The sequence below is a fragment of the Pseudomonas sp. W2-17 genome (assembly GCF_041060445.1).
GTDB lineage: Bacteria > Pseudomonadota > Gammaproteobacteria > Pseudomonadales > Pseudomonadaceae > Aquipseudomonas.
This window is the reverse complement of the sequence record NZ_JAUFNS010000007.1, coordinates 139,296-157,077: the sequence shown is the minus strand read 5'-3', so window position 1 is coordinate 157,077 and position 17,782 is coordinate 139,296. Positions and strand designations below refer to the sequence as shown.

General features: G+C 62.4%; 17 protein-coding genes. 8 read left to right on the top strand and 9 right to left on the bottom strand.

Annotated features, from left to right (window positions below):
* Window positions 1–179 precede the first annotated feature (179 nt).
* Genes QWI20_RS11135 through QWI20_RS11125 form a run of 3 tightly spaced genes read right to left on the bottom strand, consistent with a single transcriptional unit; the run spans window position 180 to window position 2,801 of the window.
* The gene (locus QWI20_RS11135) at window positions 180–1,229 is read right to left on the bottom strand and encodes an alkene reductase (RefSeq protein ID WP_369305542.1); all 1,050 of its coding nucleotides are present in this window, start codon (window positions 1,227–1,229) and stop codon (window positions 180–182) included.
* 59 nt (window positions 1,230–1,288) lie between these two features.
* A complete protein-coding gene (locus tag QWI20_RS11130; RefSeq protein WP_369305541.1) occupies window positions 1,289–2,455 on the bottom strand; it encodes an MFS transporter in 1,167 nt (388 codons plus the stop codon).
* Window positions 2,456–2,492: 37 nt separating this feature from the next.
* Window positions 2,493–2,801: a helix-turn-helix transcriptional regulator gene (locus tag QWI20_RS11125; RefSeq protein ID WP_296310764.1), complete on the bottom strand. Its 309-nt coding sequence runs from the start codon at window positions 2,799–2,801 to the stop codon at window positions 2,493–2,495.
* 278 nt (window positions 2,802–3,079) lie between these two features.
* Between QWI20_RS11125 and QWI20_RS11120 the strand changes: the two genes are divergently transcribed.
* A complete protein-coding gene (locus QWI20_RS11120; RefSeq protein ID WP_369305540.1) occupies window positions 3,080–3,676 on the top strand; it encodes an ACP phosphodiesterase in 597 nt (198 codons plus the stop codon).
* Here QWI20_RS11120 and QWI20_RS11115 read toward each other — a convergent pair.
* Together QWI20_RS11115 and olsB are read right to left on the bottom strand one after the other, a co-directional pair.
* Entirely contained in the window at window positions 3,637–4,425 is a 789-nt protein-coding gene (locus QWI20_RS11115) for a lysophospholipid acyltransferase family protein (protein WP_369305539.1), read from the bottom strand. The two genes, QWI20_RS11120 and QWI20_RS11115, sit on opposite strands and share 40 nt — an antisense overlap.
* Window positions 4,425–5,180 (bottom strand): L-ornithine N(alpha)-acyltransferase, encoded by a 756-nt coding sequence (gene olsB, locus QWI20_RS11110; RefSeq protein ID WP_369305537.1) that lies wholly within the window; start codon window positions 5,178–5,180, stop codon window positions 4,425–4,427. The genes QWI20_RS11115 and olsB overlap by 1 nt, the downstream gene beginning before the upstream one ends.
* 195 nt (window positions 5,181–5,375) lie before the next feature.
* Here olsB and QWI20_RS11105 point away from each other — a divergent pair, with 195 nt between their 5' ends.
* The 3 genes from QWI20_RS11105 to QWI20_RS11095 all read left to right on the top strand — a co-directional run bounded on the left by QWI20_RS11105 (window position 5,376) and on the right by QWI20_RS11095 (window position 8,119).
* Window positions 5,376–6,470, top strand: a complete 1,095-nt coding sequence (locus tag QWI20_RS11105; RefSeq protein ID WP_369305536.1) for a serine hydrolase domain-containing protein — start codon at window positions 5,376–5,378, stop codon at window positions 6,468–6,470.
* A complete protein-coding gene (locus tag QWI20_RS11100; protein WP_369305535.1) occupies window positions 6,467–6,820 on the top strand; it encodes an amidase in 354 nt (117 codons plus the stop codon). Before QWI20_RS11105 ends, QWI20_RS11100 begins: the two co-directional genes overlap by 4 nt.
* A gap of 141 nt (window positions 6,821–6,961) precedes the next feature.
* The gene (locus QWI20_RS11095) at window positions 6,962–8,119 is read left to right on the top strand and encodes a phosphatidylserine/phosphatidylglycerophosphate/cardiolipin synthase family protein (protein WP_369305533.1); all 1,158 of its coding nucleotides are present in this window, start codon (window positions 6,962–6,964) and stop codon (window positions 8,117–8,119) included.
* A gap of 80 nt (window positions 8,120–8,199) precedes the next feature.
* On the opposite strand, the gene QWI20_RS11090 is transcribed toward QWI20_RS11095, so the two are convergent.
* On the bottom strand, window positions 8,200–9,723 hold the full coding sequence (locus QWI20_RS11090) for a fumarate hydratase (RefSeq protein ID WP_081567934.1): 1,524 nt from the start codon (window positions 9,721–9,723) through the stop codon (window positions 8,200–8,202).
* A gap of 417 nt (window positions 9,724–10,140) precedes the next feature.
* Between QWI20_RS11090 and QWI20_RS11085 the strand changes: the two genes are divergently transcribed.
* Complete coding sequence (locus QWI20_RS11085; protein WP_192171717.1) at window positions 10,141–11,247, top strand: GGDEF domain-containing protein; 1,107 nt, start codon at window positions 10,141–10,143, stop codon at window positions 11,245–11,247.
* A complete protein-coding gene (locus tag QWI20_RS11080; protein ID WP_369305531.1) occupies window positions 11,240–12,175 on the top strand; it encodes an iron-sulfur-binding ferredoxin reductase in 936 nt (311 codons plus the stop codon). The genes QWI20_RS11085 and QWI20_RS11080 overlap by 8 nt, the downstream gene beginning before the upstream one ends.
* Before the next feature lie 74 nt (window positions 12,176–12,249).
* Here the strand turns inward: QWI20_RS11080 and pyk are convergent, their stop codons facing one another.
* On the bottom strand, window positions 12,250–13,701 hold the full coding sequence (gene pyk / locus QWI20_RS11075; protein ID WP_133772322.1) for a pyruvate kinase: 1,452 nt from the start codon (window positions 13,699–13,701) through the stop codon (window positions 12,250–12,252).
* A gap of 179 nt (window positions 13,702–13,880) precedes the next feature.
* Here pyk and QWI20_RS11070 point away from each other — a divergent pair, with 179 nt between their 5' ends.
* Both QWI20_RS11070 and QWI20_RS11065 read left to right on the top strand, forming a co-directional pair.
* Entirely contained in the window at window positions 13,881–14,255 is a 375-nt protein-coding gene (locus QWI20_RS11070) for a tol-pal system YbgF family protein (protein WP_074884629.1), read from the top strand.
* 313 nt (window positions 14,256–14,568) lie between these two features.
* Window positions 14,569–14,928 (top strand): PilZ domain-containing protein, encoded by a 360-nt coding sequence (locus QWI20_RS11065; RefSeq protein ID WP_369305529.1) that lies wholly within the window; start codon window positions 14,569–14,571, stop codon window positions 14,926–14,928.
* Window positions 14,929–14,939: 11 nt separating this feature from the next.
* Here the strand turns inward: QWI20_RS11065 and QWI20_RS11060 are convergent, their stop codons facing one another.
* Together QWI20_RS11060 and QWI20_RS11055 are read right to left on the bottom strand one after the other, a co-directional pair.
* Entirely contained in the window at window positions 14,940–16,295 is a 1,356-nt protein-coding gene (locus tag QWI20_RS11060; RefSeq protein ID WP_369305528.1) for a DUF58 domain-containing protein, read from the bottom strand.
* Complete coding sequence (locus QWI20_RS11055) at window positions 16,292–17,413, bottom strand: AAA family ATPase (protein WP_369305527.1); 1,122 nt, start codon at window positions 17,411–17,413, stop codon at window positions 16,292–16,294. Before QWI20_RS11055 ends, QWI20_RS11060 begins: the two co-directional genes overlap by 4 nt.
* Window positions 17,414–17,782 lie beyond the last annotated feature (369 nt).

Here is a 17,782-nt window from a genome sequence, read left to right as displayed (position 1 = left end):
CGCCGCATCCATGCGGCTCGGCCCATTCCGCGAAACCTGCGTTCAGCCTGCACCCAACTTGCGATTTGAGGTGACTGGGCTTTTTGCGCAGGAAGATCAAAAGCAGATCAAAAGCAGATTTTGATCGTTCCCACGCTCTGCGTGGGAATGCAGCCCGGGGCGCTCCGCGTCCTTTCTGCTTACAGCGTAGGGTAGTCCAGATAGCCTTCGGCGCCTTTGCCGTAGAAGGTTTCAGGATGCGGCTCGTTCAGCGGAGCATCCTTGGCCAAGCGTGCCGGCAGGTCAGGGTTGGCAATGAACGGCACACCAAACGCCACGGCATCCGCCTTGCCCGTCGCCAGCCACTCGTTGGCGCTGTCCTTGGTGAATTTCTCGTTGGCAATGAACACCCCACCGAAGGCTTCTTTCAGGCGTGGGCCCAGGCTGTCGTCGAGTTCGCGTTCGCGGGCGCAGATGAAGGCGATGCCGCGTTTGCCCAGTTCGCTGGCGACGTAAGTGAAGGTCTCGGCCAGGTTGGCGTCGCCCATGTCATGCGCATCAGCGCGGGGTGCAAGGTGCACGCCGACCCGGCCAGCGCCCCAGACTTCAACGGCGGCGTCGGTCACTTCCAGCAGCAGGCGGGCGCGGTTTTCCAGCGAGCCACCGTAGGCATCGGTGCGGGTGTTGGTGCTGGTTTGCAGGAACTGGTCGAGCAGGTAACCGTTGGCGCCATGGATCTCGACGCCGTCGAAGCCGGCCGCCTTGGCGTTTTCGGCACCGACGCGGTAGGCGTCGACGATGTCTTCGATTTCCGCCAGTTCCAGCGCGCGCGGGGTGACGAAGTCAGACAGCGGACGCACCAGGCTCACGTGGCCTTTTGGCTGGATCGCGCTCGGTGCGACCGGGGTTTCGCCATTGAGGTAGGTCGGGTGCGAAACGCGACCCACGTGCCACAGTTGCAGCACGATCTTGCCGCCCGCCGCGTGCACAGCTTTGGTGATGTTGGCCCAGCCGCGCACGTGATCGTTGGACCAGATGCCCGGGGTGTCAGGGTAGCCCACGCCCATCGGCATCACCGACGTGGCTTCGCTGATGATCAGGCCGGCCGAGGCGCGCTGTACGTAATACTCGGCCATCATCGCGTTGGGCACGCGGCCTTCGTCGGCGCGGCAGCGGGTCAGCGGCGCCATGACGATGCGGTTGGCCAATTCCAGGTCGCCCATCTTGATCGGGTCAAAAATCGTGGTCATCGTGAAATCCTTTGTGCAGTCGGTAAAGGGTGGATCCGCAGCTTTCAAAATTCGGTCAATCAGCTCGTCACGGCAGCCAGTTCAGCATCGTTGGGCTCACGGAAATTGATCAACGTGACCACCAGGGCAAGGACCGCCAGGGCGCCGGCTGCCAGCGGCACGGTGGTCAGGCCGAAACCATGGGCGATGACGCTGCCGCCAACCCAGGCGCCCAGCGCATTGCCGACGTTGAAAGCGCCGATGTTCAGGGTGGACACCAGATTGGGCGCGGCCTTGCCGAAGGTCACCACATTGATCTGCAGGGCAGGCACGGCAGCGAACGCGGCAGTGGCCCAGAGGAACAGGGTGATCTCGGCCGGGATCAGCGCCGTGCTGGTCCAGCTCAGCACCGTGGAGATCACTGCCATGGCGATGAACACGCCGATGAGCGTGGCGGCCAGTCGGCGGTCGGCGAGTTTGCCGCCAATGATGTTGCCCAGCGTCAGACCGAGGCCGATGAGCATCAGCGTCCAGGTCACGCCCAAAGGCGAGACGCCAGTGACTTCGCCCAACAGCGGCGCGACGTAGGTGAACAGCGCGAATACGGACGCAGCGAACAGCGCTGTCATGCTCAGCGACAGCCAGATGCCTACGCCCTTGAGCGCAGCCAGCTCGGCGCGCATGTCGAGTTTCTCTTCGTCGCGTTTGCTCGGCAGGAAGCGAATCAGGCCAATGAACGCGATGACCCCAATCACCGTCACCGCGAAGAAGGTCGAGCGCCAGCCGGCCTGTTGTCCCAACGCGGTGCCCAGCGGCACGCCGAGGACGTTGGCCAGGGTCAAGCCGGTGAACATCAGCGCGACGGCCGAAGCGCGGCGATTGGCCGGAACCAGTCCGGCCGCCACCACCGATCCGATGCCGAAGAACGCGCCGTGGCAGAGCGCGGTGACCACGCGGGCGAACATCAGGATGTTGTAGTCCGCCGCCAGTGCGCAGAGCAGGTTGCCGATAATGAAGATGCCCATCAGCGTGACCAGCGCACCCTTGCGCGGCAGCCTGGCGGTGGCCATCGCCATGAACGGCGCGCCGATCGCGACGCCCAGGGCGTAACCGGTGACCAGCCAGCCGGCGCCGGGAATGCTGACGCCCAGGTCGCTGGCGACGTCGGGGAGCAGGCCCATGATGACGAACTCGGTCGTCCCGATGGCGAAGGCGCTCAGGGCCAGAATGAGTAATGAAAGGGGCACGTTGCGTCTCCTGAAAGGCGGGTGTGTGGCGAAGGGCTCAGAGCCGCTGCGTCAGTTGCTGCAAGAACGCCTGAATGACGTCTTCGTTGCGCTTGAAAAAATGCCATTGGCCGTGCTTCTGATTGGTGATCAGTCCGGCCCGCTGCAGCGTTGCCAGATGGGCCGAAACGGTCGATTGCGACAGCCCGGCGCGCTGATCGATCTGGCCGGCACAGACACCGCCATCAATCGTGTGACGCTGATCGGGAAAGGTCGCAACCGGGTCTTTTAGCCAGTCCAGAATCTGCCGGCGAACCGGATGAGCCAGGGCTTTGATGATTTCGTCGATGTCGATGTCAGTGGGCATGTCGTTCTCAGTGCGGGTGCGCTGTATCGCGATGGGGCGAACCTTATATCTATAAATCGCGATATACAAATATGAATCGGTGCTTAGCACAGGCTCAATCGTTATATCGGGTTATAACGATATGGTGCTGGCCCGATCGTTTGGTAGAGCGTTCGAGGGCGATCCCGCTTTACAGGCGCAGGGAATGTGACGACTGTAAGACCGGCATTGCGAATGAGTCCCCGTACATTTGGCGGAATCAGGCGCAGAAAAAAGGCTCGCAGCAATAGGCAGCATCCATGAATTACCTCGCACACCTGCACCTCGGCGGGCAGGCCCCGGCGCAATTGCTGGGCAGCCTGTACGGCGACTTCGTCAAAGGGCTGCTGTCCGGACGTTTCCCGGCGGACATCGAAAGCGCGATTCGTCTGCATCGGCGCATCGATGCGTTCACCGATTCGCACCCGCTGATCAAACAAGCGCTGGGGCGTTTTCCCGATGGGCGTCGGCGCTATGCCGGCATCGCGCTGGATGTGTTTTTCGACCACTGCCTGGCGCGGGATTGGCATGAGTATTCAGACGAGCCGCTGGACGCCTTCACCCGCAAGGTCTACCGCGTGCTGGCCGATGAGCCCGCGTTGCCGGAGCGGCTGGCGCTGATTGCCCCGCGCATGGCAGCACAGGACTGGTTGGGTTCGTACCGGGAATTTTCGGTGGTGGGCGATGCGCTGGCCGGCATCTCGCGACGCCTGTCACGGCCGGAAGGGCTGGCCGGCGTCTATCAGGAACTGCACGCGCTGTATCGACCGCTGAGTGACGATTTCAGCGCGTTTTACCCTGAGCTTCAGGCGTTTGCTCAAGCGGCTTTGGCGGCGGAACGTACCATTGCCGGTTGAACCGCTTCGCCGAACAACGCGATCTGCACCGCCTGCTGCGCTTCGAACGCCAGCGCTGCGCGTTCTTTCCCCTGGGAAGCGATCGGCGAGAGCAGCTGGATGTGCACCTCACTCACCTCATTGGCAAACAGTCGACGCAGGTGCGAGAGCAGGTCGTCGTCGCCAATGAACGGCGCGATCTGATCCGGCTGGCCGTCACGCACATATTGAATGGCCACAGGCTGCACCGGCACGCCGGTTTCGATCGCGCTGGACAGCAGGCGGCCGTGGAAGGTGCGCAAGCTGCGGCCGTCGGTGGTGGTGCCTTCCGGGAAGATCACCAGCGAATGCTCGCCGAGCAAGTGCTGGCCCATCTGCTTCTGAATCAGCTTGCTGTCGCCCGAGCCCCGGCGGATGAACAGTGTCCCGGCTTTCAACGCCAGCCAGCCCGCCACCGGCCAGGTGCGCACTTCGGCTTTGGACAGGAACGACAGCGGCGCCAGCATCCCCAGCAGCGGGATGTCGGTCCACGACACGTGATTGCTCACCCACAACATCGGCTCGCTCGGCAGCTTGCCGCTGACGTTCACGCGAAACGGCAGCGCCGCACTCAGGCGCGCCATGAACCAGGCGGTCCAGCGCTGGCGACGGGCCATGGAATTACCGATATGCAGGCGTTCCATCAGGGCAAAGGTGCCGGCGATGCTCAGGCCCAGCGCGATGACCCAGAGCACCCGCACCACGCGCGCATGACTGCGCCAGGTGCTCATCACACCGCTGCCTTGAAGTGGCGGGCGTAGCGGGGGCACAAGTCGTCACGTTTGAGCAGGATGAAAACGTCGGCGACCTGGAAATCTTCGTCCCAGCACGGTTCGCCGCAGATCTTCGCACCCAGACGCATGTAGGCCTTGAGCAGCGGCGGCATCTCGCAGATCACGTTGTTGGGCAGGTCCAGCGTCGGCAGTGGATTCTTCGGTTCGGCGCGCAGGTGCTCGGTGCACAGATAACGTTCGCGCAGGCGCTGCATGATCGCGTGGGCCTGAATGCCGCCGTCCTGCATCGGAATGCTGGCGCAGCCCATCAGGTAGCTGTAGCCGCCTTCGTTGAGGATCTCGGCCAATTCGCTCCACAGCACAGCGATGGTGCCGCCGTTGCGGTAGGAAGGATCGACACAGGTCCGACCCAGTTCCAGGATCGGGCCCTGCAAATGGCGCAGGCCATGGAGGCTGAATTCTTCTTCGCTGTAGAACCGCCCCAGGGTGTTGGCGGCCTTGTGATCCAGCAAACGGGTGGTGGCGACCAGGCGACCACTGCTCAGGTCCCGCACGCCGATGTGCACGCAGTGAACGTCGTAATCATCAATGTCCAGGCCCAGCTCGGCGCCCTTGAGCCTGGCGTTGAACTCGCCGCTGAACACACTGAAGCGCAAAGCCTGTGCTTCCTGCAGGGCCTTCTCACCGATCAGGCGTTCAGCCTGCAGGCGACGTTCGGTTCGGGTGTCTCGAATGCTGGCGATCTGAGTCATGCGGCGTCTCCGTAATCCCGCCTTCGTCCAGGCGGGTCGACTGATTGTTCGAGCATTGCTGTACGAATTCAGGCTAGGGAGAGGCCGTGTCACGACCATTAAGCTTTGGTGATGGTTGCGTGACAGGGGTTTGGATTCCCTGTGCTGTCATTTTTGCCTGCTAGGGTTGCCTGCATCCGAGCCCGAGTCCCCTTCATGACCCGTCTGCTGTTCACCCTCGCGCTGTTCCTTATCAGCTGTTCGGCCGTTGCCGAAACCTGGCCGGCGCCGGACTGGTCCGAGCGGCCGCTCCTTGAAAACGCTGCCTTAGCGGCCCTCGACGCCTACGCTTTCCCGCCCCGGGACGAGGTCGAACGCAAAGGCGTGCGCACAGATGCGCTGCTGATCATTCACGACGGCGAAGTGGTGTATGAACGCTATGGCGGCGTGACCCTGGCAGACACCCCGCACCTGACCTGGTCCATCAGCAAAAGCATTCTGGCGAGCGTGTTGGGCGTCGCTTTTGCTGAAGGCCGTTTCAAGCTTGAAGACCCCGTCGCCAGGTTCTATCCGCCGTTCGGCGCGCATCCCGACATCAAGGTTCAGGACCTGCTGCACTGGGCTTCGGGGCTGGACTGGCAGGAGGATTACGAATACGCGCCGCTCAACTCGTCTGTCGTGGCGATGCTCTACACCCGAGGGCGCGGCGACATGGGGCGGTACACCGCCGAACATGCCGTCGCCAGTGCGCCGGGCACTTCATACCGGTATTCCAGCGGCGACAGCACCGTTCTCGCTGCCGCGCTGAAAAGCATGGTCGGTGAGAGCGCCTACGCCGATTACCCCTGGACCGCCTTGTTCGAGCCGCTGGGCATCAACAGTGCCGTGTGGGAGCGCGATGCCACTGGCACTTTCGTCGGATCGTCCTACGCGTACATGACGGCACGCGACCTGGCGCGAATCGGCCTGCTGATGGCACGCGGCGGGCGCTGGCAAGACCGCCAGGTGCTGCCCAGGGCGTGGGTTGATTTCAACCTGACGCCGTTCAAATCCCTGACGCCTACCCCGACCGACGAAGCCCCCGGCGGTCACTGGTGGTTGAATAAAACCGCCGATGGCAAGCCCGGCCCGTGGCCCGACGCACCTCCCGACACCTTTGCCGCCCTCGGGCATTGGGGGCAGGCGCTGTACGTGATCCCCAGCGCGAAGCTGGTGATCGTGCGGTACGCCGACGATCGCGACGGCAGCTACGACCACAACCAGTTGCTCAAACTGGCGCTGAACGCGGTGGCCGGGGAGGGTGGCAAATGATCGCTCGCAGCGCATTCATCCGACGCCGCCCGTTCAGCAGTCTTGGCCTACTGGTGCTGCTGATCATCGCCGGCCTGATCTGGAACTGGCGCGTTCAACTGCAGGTATTCCCCAGCATCATTAGCGCCTACACCGCCAAGGAATATTGTTCGTGCCGCTTTGTCATGAACAACCCGGCGTACTATTGCCAGAGCTACGTGAAGCAGTGGCTGCCGAGCACCATCAACGAAGACGCTCTGAACAAACGCATCACCGCGACAGGGCTGGGCCGCGAAAGCGAAGCGCGCTGGGAAGGCCAGCGCCAGGGCTGTCGGCTGTCGGCTGTCATCGCCGGTGCCGTAGAACGTTGAAGTTTGCCTGCGGTCAGACAGGCGGATAGGGTTGCGTATCGCACCCTCTGGAGTCTGCATGTCCATTCGCATTCCGTCCTCGCTTGCCCGCACGGCAAGCGCTGCCAAAGCCTGCCTGCTGACCGCCACGCCGAGCCGCCCATGAGGGGCGCGATTTTCCCGTGGCGCGAAGAAAACCAGTTCAACCTGCTGATCGACGGCCCGGCGTTTTTTCCGCGCATGATCGCCGCGATCGAAGGCGCGCAGCAGCAGATCGAGCTCGAACTGTACTTGGTCGAAGCGGGCGCCTGTGCCGAAGCGATCGTGCAGGCGCTGGTGGGTGCGGCGAGTCGCGGGGTCATCGTGCGCTGTCTGTTCGATGGTTTCGGCTCTGCGGCTTTCACGATCGGCTTGCGCAAGCGATTGACCGACGCCGGCGTGATCCTGCGTTTCTACAATCCTGTGCATTGGCGGCGTGGCTTGCGCAACCTCTACCGTGACCACCGCAAATTGCTACTGGTCGACAAAGAGCTGGCGGTCGTGGGCGGGACGGGGGTCACCGATGAATTCTGGCGCCCGGACCTGAACAGCAGCGAATGGCATGAGGTGATGGTCGAGATTCGCGGCCCGCTGGTGATCGACTGGCAAGCGCTGTTCGACCGCCAGTTCCACGCCAACCCTCGGCGGCGAGCGTGGCGGCCGGCGGAAAACTTCGGCCTGCCGCGCTTGCCCAAAGCGCCCGTCGGTGGGCATGGACTGGGGCGCGTGGCGTATGCCGATTCCCGTCAGCATCGGGATATCGTGCAGTCTCTGGTGCGCGCGCTGAACACCAGCAAGACGCGCATCTGGCTGGCGACGCCGTATTTTCTGCCGACCTGGAAGGTCCGCCGCGCGTTGCGTCGTGCGGCTTCTCGGGGCGTCGACGTGCGCTTGTTGCTGACCGGACCGCGCACCGATCATCCGTCGGTTCGCTACGCCGGCCATCGTTATTACCCGCGTCTGCTCAAGGCCGGGGTGAAAATCTTCGAATACCAGCCGTGCTTCCTGCACCTGAAAATGGTGCTGATCGACGACTGGGTCAGCGTGGGCTCCTGCAACTTCGATCACTGGAACCTGCGCTTCAACCTGGAAGCCAACCTCGAAGCGATCGACCCTGGGCTGACCCACGCTGTGGCCGCCAGCTTCACCAAGGATTTCGCCGTGAGCAGCGAAATCACCCTGGACGGCTGGAAATCCAGACCGCTGTGGCGACGGGTTCAGGAGCGGGTCTGGGGATGGCTGGATCGATTGGTGGTGAATGTGCTGGATCGGCGCGGCTAAGCGCCCGGTAACGCGCCGATGTCGCCCACAAAAAAGCCCGACACGCAGGTCGGGCTTCTTTGTTTTAGCGATCGAAACGCTTATTGCACTTCGACCGCCAGGCTTTCACTGATCTTCTTCTGCCAGATGGCGGGACCTGTGATGTGGACCGACTCGCCCTTGCTGTCGACCGCCACAGTGACCGGCATGTCCTTGACCTCGAACTCGTAGATCGCTTCCATGCCCAGTTCCGGGAATGCCAGCACTTGCGACTTCTTGATCGCCTGAGCGACGAGGTAAGCGGCGCCGCCAACGGCCATCAGGTAAACCGCTTTATTGTCCTTGATCGCTTCGATGGCGGTCGGGCCGCGCTCGGATTTGCCGATCATGCCCAACAGGCCGGTCTGCTCAAGGATCTGGCGGGTGAACTTGTCCATCCGCGTCGCCGTGGTCGGACCGGCAGGGCCCACCACTTCGTCACCCACTGGATCAACCGGGCCGACGTAATAGATGAAGCGACCTTTCAGGTCCACCGGCAGGGTCTCGCCCTTGTTCAGCATCTCGACCATGCGCTTGTGCGCTGCGTCGCGACCGGTGAGCATCTTGCCGTTGAGCAGGACGGTTTCGCCCGGTTTCCAGCTCTGCACGTCTTCCGGCGTCAGCGTGTCGAGGTTGACGCGGCGAGCCGACGGGCCGGCTTCCCAGACGATCTCCGGGTAGGCGTCCAGCGGCGGCGCTTCCAGCGAAGCCGGACCGGAGCCGTCGAGCACAAAGTGGGCATGACGGGTGGCGGCGCAGTTGGGGATCATGCACACCGGCAGGGACGCGGCGTGGGTCGGGTAATCCATGATCTTGACGTCCAGCACGGTGGTCAGACCGCCGAGGCCCTGGGCGCCGATGCCCAGCTGGTTGACCTTCTCGAACAGCTCCAGACGCATTTCTTCCAGACGGTTCGACGGGCCGCGTGCCTTGAGCTCGTGGATGTCGATGGATTCCATCAGGACTTCCTTGGCCATCACCGCAGCTTTCTCGGCCGTACCGCCGATGCCGATGCCGAGCATGCCCGGCGGGCACCAGCCAGCGCCCATGGTCGGCACGGTTTTCAGCACCCAGTCGACGATCGAATCGGACGGGTTGAGCATCGCCATCTTCGATTTGTTCTCAGAACCGCCGCCCTTGGCCGCCACGTCCACTTCCACGGTGTTACCCGGGACGATGGAGTAATGAATGACGGCAGGTGTGTTGTCCTTGGTGTTCTTGCGGGCGCCGGCCGGATCGGCGAGGATCGAGGCGCGCAGGACGTTTTCCGGCAGGTTGTAGGCGCGACGCACACCTTCGTTGATCATGTCGTCCAGGCCCATGGTGGCGCCATCCCAGCGCACGTCCATGCCGACACGGACGAACACGGTGACGATGCCGGTGTCCTGGCAGATCGGCCGATGACCGGTGGCGCACATGCGCGAATTGATCAGAATCTGGGCCATGGAATCCCGTGCGGCAGGGGACTCTTCACGCAGGTAGGCCTCGTGCATGGCCTGGATGAAGTCAACGGGGTGGTAATAAGAAATGAACTGCAAGGCGTCAGCGACACTCTGGATCAGGTCATCTTGCTTGATCACGGTCATTGGGCGCGCTCCTCTGATTTGGCGGGAACATTCGAATTGCGGGTGGCGACGGGACCGCTTGGGCCGGACGAAAGCATCTTGATCAGGCGTCAGACAGCCGGGCAACACCTCGGCGTGGTCAGGGTAAAAAAGGCGCGGCAGTATAACCCGAGGTCGATTAAGGTACATCTGTCAAAGGCCAAACCGTCGTCGAAAACGCCGTACAGCGCCCGCACTGAATCATGCATGAAACAGATTGCTACGGCTGTCTGGAAAGACAGGGATTTGAATAGTCATTTTTTTACGCAAGCACTACAGTGGCAAGCTGCCTGCATTACCGCGCATGGCGCAGGAAGGTTTTGATCTGGTGCCTGAAAAGTGTCACAGGTCATCTTGCCGGTACGGGACGGACCCTTAATACCCATGATGAGTCAACGAGTGACTGCCCAAACTATCCAGCGTTTGCTGCTGAAACGTTTCGCGCTCGCTACCGGCACCTATGTGCTGGGGCTGATGCTCGTATGGATGGCGTATTTTACCGGCTACTATCAAGCCACCTTCTTCGGGATCTGGTGCACCAGCGTGCTGGTGCTTTTCTGTCAGGCAGCCTTGAGCCTGGTGTTTTTCGGTGGCTACAACCGACGCTTCAAAGACCCCAGCCTGACCGAGTTTCAGGTGCTCCTTGGCTTGGCCTGGCAGACGTTTCTCATCAGCCATATGGAAGCCTCCCGCGGCACCTTTCTGATCATTTACGTGCTGGTGCTGATGTTCGGATTGTTTCACCTGCGGCCCAGTATTTTCGCCCGCTGCGCCCTGTTTGCCTTGCTGGGATTCGCCGGGATCAACCTGTGGGACGCCAGTCGTGGACGGCTCGCGGATCCGGGGCTGGCGGCGATTCAGACCTGCGCGTTGTTCATCGTTTTCTCCTGGCTGTGCCTGTTCGCGCGCTTCGTGCAGAACTCGCGCAACCGCATGCATCAGCGCCGCATCACCTTGCAGGCGCATCAGGAAACCCTGCGCGGCATGATGCTCCAGCTCGAAGAGCTGGCGTCCACCGACGAACTGACCAACCTCTGTAACCGCCGTCACTTCCTGCGTATTGCCACCCGCGAACTCGAACACATGGACGGCAATTACACCGCCGGACTGGCGCTCATCGATCTTGATCACTTCAAGCGCGTCAACGATATCCATGGCCACGCGGCGGGTGACCGGGTGCTGCAGATGTTCGGCAAAACCGCGGCCCAGTGCCTTCGCTCCGATGACATTCTTGCGCGCTATGGCGGTGAGGAATTCGTCTTGCTGATCCCGCGCTGTACCCGTGCGCAACTGGTCGACTGCTGTGAGCGCATCCGGCTCGCTTTCACCCATGTCACGCTGCCCGAGTTCCCGGAGCTGGACCTGAGCCTGTCGATCGGCATGACGGTTATCGAGCGCGGCGATCACATGGACCGTGCACTGCAACGGGCCGACCAGTCGCTGTATCGGGCCAAGCATCAGGGCCGCAACCGTTGCCACGGCGCCTGGGATTACGCCGATGCCTGAATTGCGAGTGGGCGACCGGCACTGGTCGGTGGCGCCTGCGGCCAATTTGCTGGACGCCTTGAACGACGCCGGATTGTCCGTCCCCTACAGCTGCCGCGCCGGCAGTTGCCACGCGTGCATGGTCCGTTGCGTCAGTGGCGACCCGGCGGATGCCGCGCCCGATGCGCTGGATGCCGACAAGCGCGCCCAGGGCTGGCGGCTGTCCTGCCAGTGCCGGGTGACGAGCGACCTGACCGTTGAAATCTTCGACCCCTTGCGCGATGGCTTGCCGTCGACCGTCGTGGGTGCTGACTGGCTGAGCCCGTCGGTGTTGCGCCTGCGACTGAATCCCGAACGCCCGTTGCGCTATCGCGTCGGCCAGCACCTGGTGCTGTGGACGGCAACCGGCGTGGCGCGTCCTTATTCGTTGGCGAGCGTGCCGGGGCACGATCCCTTTCTGGAATTTCACATCGACTGCCAGCGTCCGGGCGCTTTCGCTGATGTCGCCCGCACGCTGCAACCGGGCGATCCGATCCGCCTCGGCGAACTCCAGGGCGGTGCGCTGCGCTACGACCCCGACTGGCAGGACCGGCCGTTATGGCTGCTGGCGGCAGGCACCGGACTGGCCCCGCTCTGGGCTGTGCTGCGCGAGGCGTTGCAGGCCCATCAGGGTCAAATTCGCCTGATACATCTGGCGCGCGAGCCTCAAGAACATTATCTGGCGGAGGCTCTCGGCGAGCTGGCGATCCAGCATCCGAACCTGCACGTGGAGTTGATCGAGCTGGCGGACTTCTCGGCCGTGCTAAGTGCGTTGCGCGTGACGTCTCGTCAGACCATCGCGCTGGTCTGCGGGGCGCCCACCCGCGTCGAGTCGTTCTCGAAGCGGTTGTTCATTGCCGGATTGCCCCGTGGTCAGTTACTGGCGGACGTGTTTGTGGAGAAGGGCTGACAGTCCATGCGTTCAAAGACATAAAAAAGCCCCGCACTCTCACGAGGCGGGGCTTTTTCGTGTGGCGGTGTCGCTTAAACCATTGGGTCGCCGACGTGCAGGATCTTCATGCCGTTGGTGCCGCCGATGGTGTGGTAGCTGTCGCCCTTGGTCAGGATGACCCAGTCGCCTTGCTCAACCAGACCACGCTTGACCAGTTCGTCCACAGCCGACTGGCTGACCTGACCGGCCGGCAGTGCCGCCGGGTCGAACGGAATGGTGTAAACGCCACGGAACATCGCCGCGCGCGCCTGGGTGCCGCGGTGCGGTGAGAACGCGTAGATCGGCACCGAGGAGCGAATGCGCGACATGATCAGCGGGGTGTAGCCGCTTTCGGTCAACGCGATGATCGCTTTCACGCCAGGGAAGTGGTTGGCGGTGTACATAGCCGCCAACGCGATGCTTTCGTCACAACGGGTGAACGAGTGACCGACGCGGTGGCTGGAGGTCTTGCCGGTCGGATGACGCTCGGCGCCGACGCAAATACGCGCCATCGCTTCCACGGCTTCGACCGGATACGAGCCGGCGGCACTTTCAGCGGACAGCATCACGGCGTCGGTGTAGTCGAGCACGGCGTTGGCCACGTCGGACACTTCGGCGCGGGTTGGCATCGGGCTGGAAATCATCGATTCCATCATCTGCGTGGCAACGATCACCGCCTTGTTGTGGCGACGTGCGTGCAGGATGATTTTCTTCTGGACGCCCACAAGCTCCGCGTCGCCGATTTCCACGCCCAGGTCGCCACGGGCAACCATGACCGCGTCACTGGCGCGGATCAGCGCATCGAGGGTTTCGTCGTCGGCAACGGCTTCGGCGCGTTCGATCTTCGCCACCAGCCAGGCCGTGCCGCCGGATTCGTCACGCAGCTTGCGCGCGTATTCCATGTCGGCTGCATCACGCGGGAACGAAACGGCCAGGTAATCCAGGTCCATTTCGGCAGCGAGCTTGATGTCCTGCTTGTCTTTCTCGGTCAGCGCCGGAGCCGTGAGACCGCCGCCGCGACGGTTGATGCCTTTGTGATCCGACAGCGGGCCGCCGATGGTCACGGTGCAATGCAGTGCGTCGGCGGTTTGGGTGTCAACGCGCATGACCACGCGCCCATCGTCCAGCAGCAGCTCGTCGCCGACGCCGCAGTCCTTGACCAGATCGGGGTAATCGATACCGACGATGTCCTGGTTGCCGTCGGTCAGAGGATGGCTGGTGGAGAAGATGAACTTGTCACCTACCTTCAGCTCGATCTTCTTGTTGACGAATTTGGCGATGCGGATTTTCGGGCCTTGAAGGTCACCCAGCAGCGCGACGAACCGGCCGTTCTTGGCGGCGATGTCGCGGATCAGCTTCGCGCGAGCCTTATGCTCGTCGGGCGTGCCGTGGGAGAAGTTCAGGCGGGCGACGTCCAGGCCAGCAAGAATCAGCTTCTCGATGACTTCTGGCGAATTACTGGCAGGGCCCAGTGTGGCTACGATTTTGGTGCGGCGAACGGTCATGCACAAACTCCTTAAATGAAGCGCAGCGAGAGGCTACTACTGTATTGCTCTGTAGTCATTGTTCCTTTGCACTACCTGCCCCCCGGATCGCTGGGCAATCGGCAGGTCGGCGGCCGTCAAATCGACCTTGAAGAAATCCCGGAATACGCCGATACAAGGGCTGAGCACAGGAGACTCTCATGCGAATCGTGATGATATTAGTGGCGCTGCTTGCCTTGGGTGGCTGCACCCGCTGGGCAATGAACAGCCATTTGAACAACGCCAACCGTGCCTACGCCCAGGGCGACTGTGACGCGGTGATGTACAACCTGTCGAAAGTCGATCGCGAGAGCCGTTCGCGTCGCTATGTCCAGCCCGAAGTGTCGATGTTGCGGGGCCAGTGCCTGGAACGCCAGAAGTTCTACATGGATGCCGTGCAGACGTACCAGTACATCATCACCCAGTTCCCGGAAAGCGAGTACGCGTTCCGCGCCAAGGCCCGCCTGGACACCCTGCACCAGTTGGGGCATGACAACCTTGCGCCGCCTGCCACACCACGTGCTGCTTCACGCTAGTTACACCCGAGTGGATATACGGTCGCGTTTTCGGGTGGATATCGGGAAAACCTGAGCTAGGCTGCGATGAGTAGGGACCTAAGTGTTTTGACGAAGGCGGCAGCGCCACTGATCTGAAAGCAGGGTGATAAGCGGGGTTATCGCTCATCGGCCATTCGGGTCAGTGACTTTTGCCAGTGCCGAATGAGTCAGATGTCGTGATCGGTTTTTCAACTGATGGATTCTGGCGTCACGGGTCTGGCAGTTTCGTGCAGCCGAATCCCAAAGCACTAGCGCGGCCATGCTCAATGGTCATCTCAGGGCGAGTGTCCGAATGCTTAATGAAAGACGAATCGAACGTCACCAACTGCCTTACTACCTGCAAGTGTTCAACCGGTATACCGATAAACCGTTGGGTTGCCTGGGTAACGTGTCTGAGCAGGGCTTGATGCTGATCAGCGATCTGCCCATTCTGGTGGGGGCTGATTTTCAGCTGCGCCTGAAGGTGCCCGACGGCAAGAGCGGCCTGTACAACATCGATATCGACGCCAGCTGCCTGTGGTGTCATGAAGACGAAACCCCGCGCGTGTTCGATTCCGGCTTCCGCCTGCAAGCGGCGCCGGCGGAATACTTTGTCCTCATTCAGGCCTTGCAGCACTACTTCAGTTTCTACCCGCTGGAGGCGTCCGCCTGAGGGCAGGCGCCCTACAAAGCCCCTGCCTTTTTCCAGCTCATGTATCGGCTGACCAGCTCCGGCCCCAGCTCACTGGGGCGCACATCCAGCAGCGGGATGCCATGGGCGACCAAACGCTCATGCAGCCCGCTGCGTGCGTTGAGCAGATCGACCGTCCCGCAATAGTCCACGGCTTCTTGCCAGGTCTGCACCGGCGCTTGACGCAGATCGTCGAGCACGGCCTCGCGCAAACTGGCGATCAGCACGCGATGATGTCGACTCAGCTGTTTGACCGATTCCAGTAGCTGCTCGTCATCCTCGTCCCGCACGTTGGTGATCAACACCACCAACGCCCGGCGTTTCTGCCGCGCGAGGATATTTCGCATTGCTACCGCGTAATCGGCGGGGCGCTGGGTCGCGTTGACGTTGTAGAGGTGATTCAACAGCACGTTCAGCTGGCTGGCGCCTTTGACGGGGGGCAGGTACCGGTCCTGTTCGCCCGCAAAGGTTGAAAGACCGACCGCGTCGCCCTGACGCAACGCCACGTAGCTCAGCAGCAGGCAGGCGTTCAGCCCATGGTCGAAATGCGTCAGCTCCCCGTCCTGGCTGCGCATGCGTCGGCCGCAGTCGAGCATGAACAGGATTTGCTGATCGCGCTCATCCTGATATTCCCGCGCAATGGGCGCGCGATGCCGGGCCGTGGCCTTCCAGTCGATCTGACGCAGGCTGTCGCCTTCACGAAATTCGCGCAGTTGATGAAATTCCCGGCCCAGCCCCCGGCGCGGCTGTTGGCGGATGCCGATCTGCCTGAGCCAGTTCTCGACGCCCAGCAGTTGCCCGTTGTGCAACCGGGCGAAATCCGGGTACACCCGGACAGCGTCATGGTTGAACACAAAACGCCGGGATGACCACAGGCGCAGCGGGCTGCGGATAAGGATCTCGGTCCTTTCGAAGGTGAAATCCCCGCGACTGGCCGGGCGCAGCCGATACGTGAGCTGCGCCGTGCGCTGTGGACGCAGCACGACGTCCTGGGGCAGATTTTCGGTTTCGTAGCGGGCGTCCGGCTCGGAGGGGCCATGATCAAAGAAGGTCATGTGCAGCGCGCGGGTTGAATCGTGTTCCAGCTCGACCCGCACCTCGCTCCAGCGTCCCATCCCCAGGCTGCCGGCCAAGTGCCGCTTGGCCCGAGGGGAGGGCAGACGCCACAGCCACGCGGCATCCAACGCAGCGACGGCAGTCATCACCCACAGCAGGGTCCAGAAAAAGCCGTCCAGCCGGGCAACCGGGCCGCGCCCCAATGCCTGCAGAATGCCGAGCAGCACCGAGACGCCGAGGAGCACGACCAGCCACCAAAGCATGCGTTTCGACGGCTTGAGCAGTTGCTTCATCGGCGCGGCGCCGCCACCTGATCCAGCAATTGCTTGAGCACGTGATCCACTGACAAGCCTTCGATGTCCAGCTCCGGCGCTAGCCTCACTCGATGACGCAGCACCGCCAGCGCGCAGCCTTTGACGTCGTCAGGTATGACGAACTCGCCGCCGCGCAACAGCGCCCGCGCGCGCGCTCCCCGAATCAGTGCGATGGACGCCCGCGGCCCTGCGCCGAGTGTCAGGCCCGGCCACGTGCGAGTGGCGCGAGCAAGCCGCACGGCGTAATCGAGGACCTGTTCATCCACCGGCAGATCGCCGGCGATGCGTTGCAGCGCCAGCACATCCTTTGCCTGCATCAAGGTGCGCAGGGGCTGGACATCGAGCATGTCGGAGCGCGTCGAACGGGTGACCTGGCGGACCATCTCCAGCTCCTGATCGGCCTGGGGATAATCCATGCGCACCTTGAGCATGAAGCGGTCGAGCTCGGCTTCGGGCAGCGGGTAAGTGCCTTCCTGCTCGATCGGGTTCTGCGTCGCCAGCACCATGAAGGGTTGGGGCACCGGCAGGGCGCGGCCTTCCAGTGTGACCTGCCGTTCCTGCATCGCCTCAAGCAGCGCGGCCTGAGTCTTTGCCGGTGCGCGGTTGATCTCGTCCGCAAGGAGCAGATGGGTGAACAGCGGCCCCTTGCGCAGCTTGAACTGCTCGCTCTGCATGTCGTACACGGCATGGCCGGTCACGTCGCTGGGCATCAGGTCAGGGGTGAACTGAATGCGCGCGAACTCGCCGCCGAAACACCGGGCCAGCGCCCGCACCAGCAGCGTCTTGCCCAGACCCGGCACGCCTTCGAGCAACACATGACCGCCGCCAATCAGCGCGGTCAGCACATCATCGATAACGGCGTCCTGGCCGATGACTGCTTTTTGCAACTCATGCCGCACCGCCTGCGCCAGATGGATCGCGCGCTGGCGCTGCTGCGCCAGATGGCTGCCTGAAGAGGTGGCCGGCTCGGGGTGCTTGTGGTCCACGGCTGCGGTTTCAGGGATGGGGAGGTGATTAGACGCGTGGCTTGGCTCGGTCGGTTGATCGCTCACATGCTCGGGCGTTTTGCTAATGTTCAAGTCCGTTTTATCGTCCATAAATCGAGTGCTTACCTGATTTGACTTTGGGGATTTTGCCAATGCACCGCTTAACGAACTGCCTGGCTCGCCGCATCATGCGAATGTATCGAGCCTCAAAGGTCAGAGGCGGTGCTGCGTCGAGGTTTGATAGGAAAAAGCCGAATCCATGTGTGTCCGATCTTGAGTGTATGTCGAGAACCCTGAGAGGACCCGGTCGGATCCTGTGACACCTGTTGGGCAAGGTGCACAAGGTTCGCCGGCTGAAAGCCGGTGCCTAGGGCGCGCTGCTGGGCGGGGCCTAATGGCAGCGGCAAATCCACGATGAAAGACTTTGTTCCGGCGAACCTCATTGGAATCTACGTGAACGCCGATGACATCGAACACGAT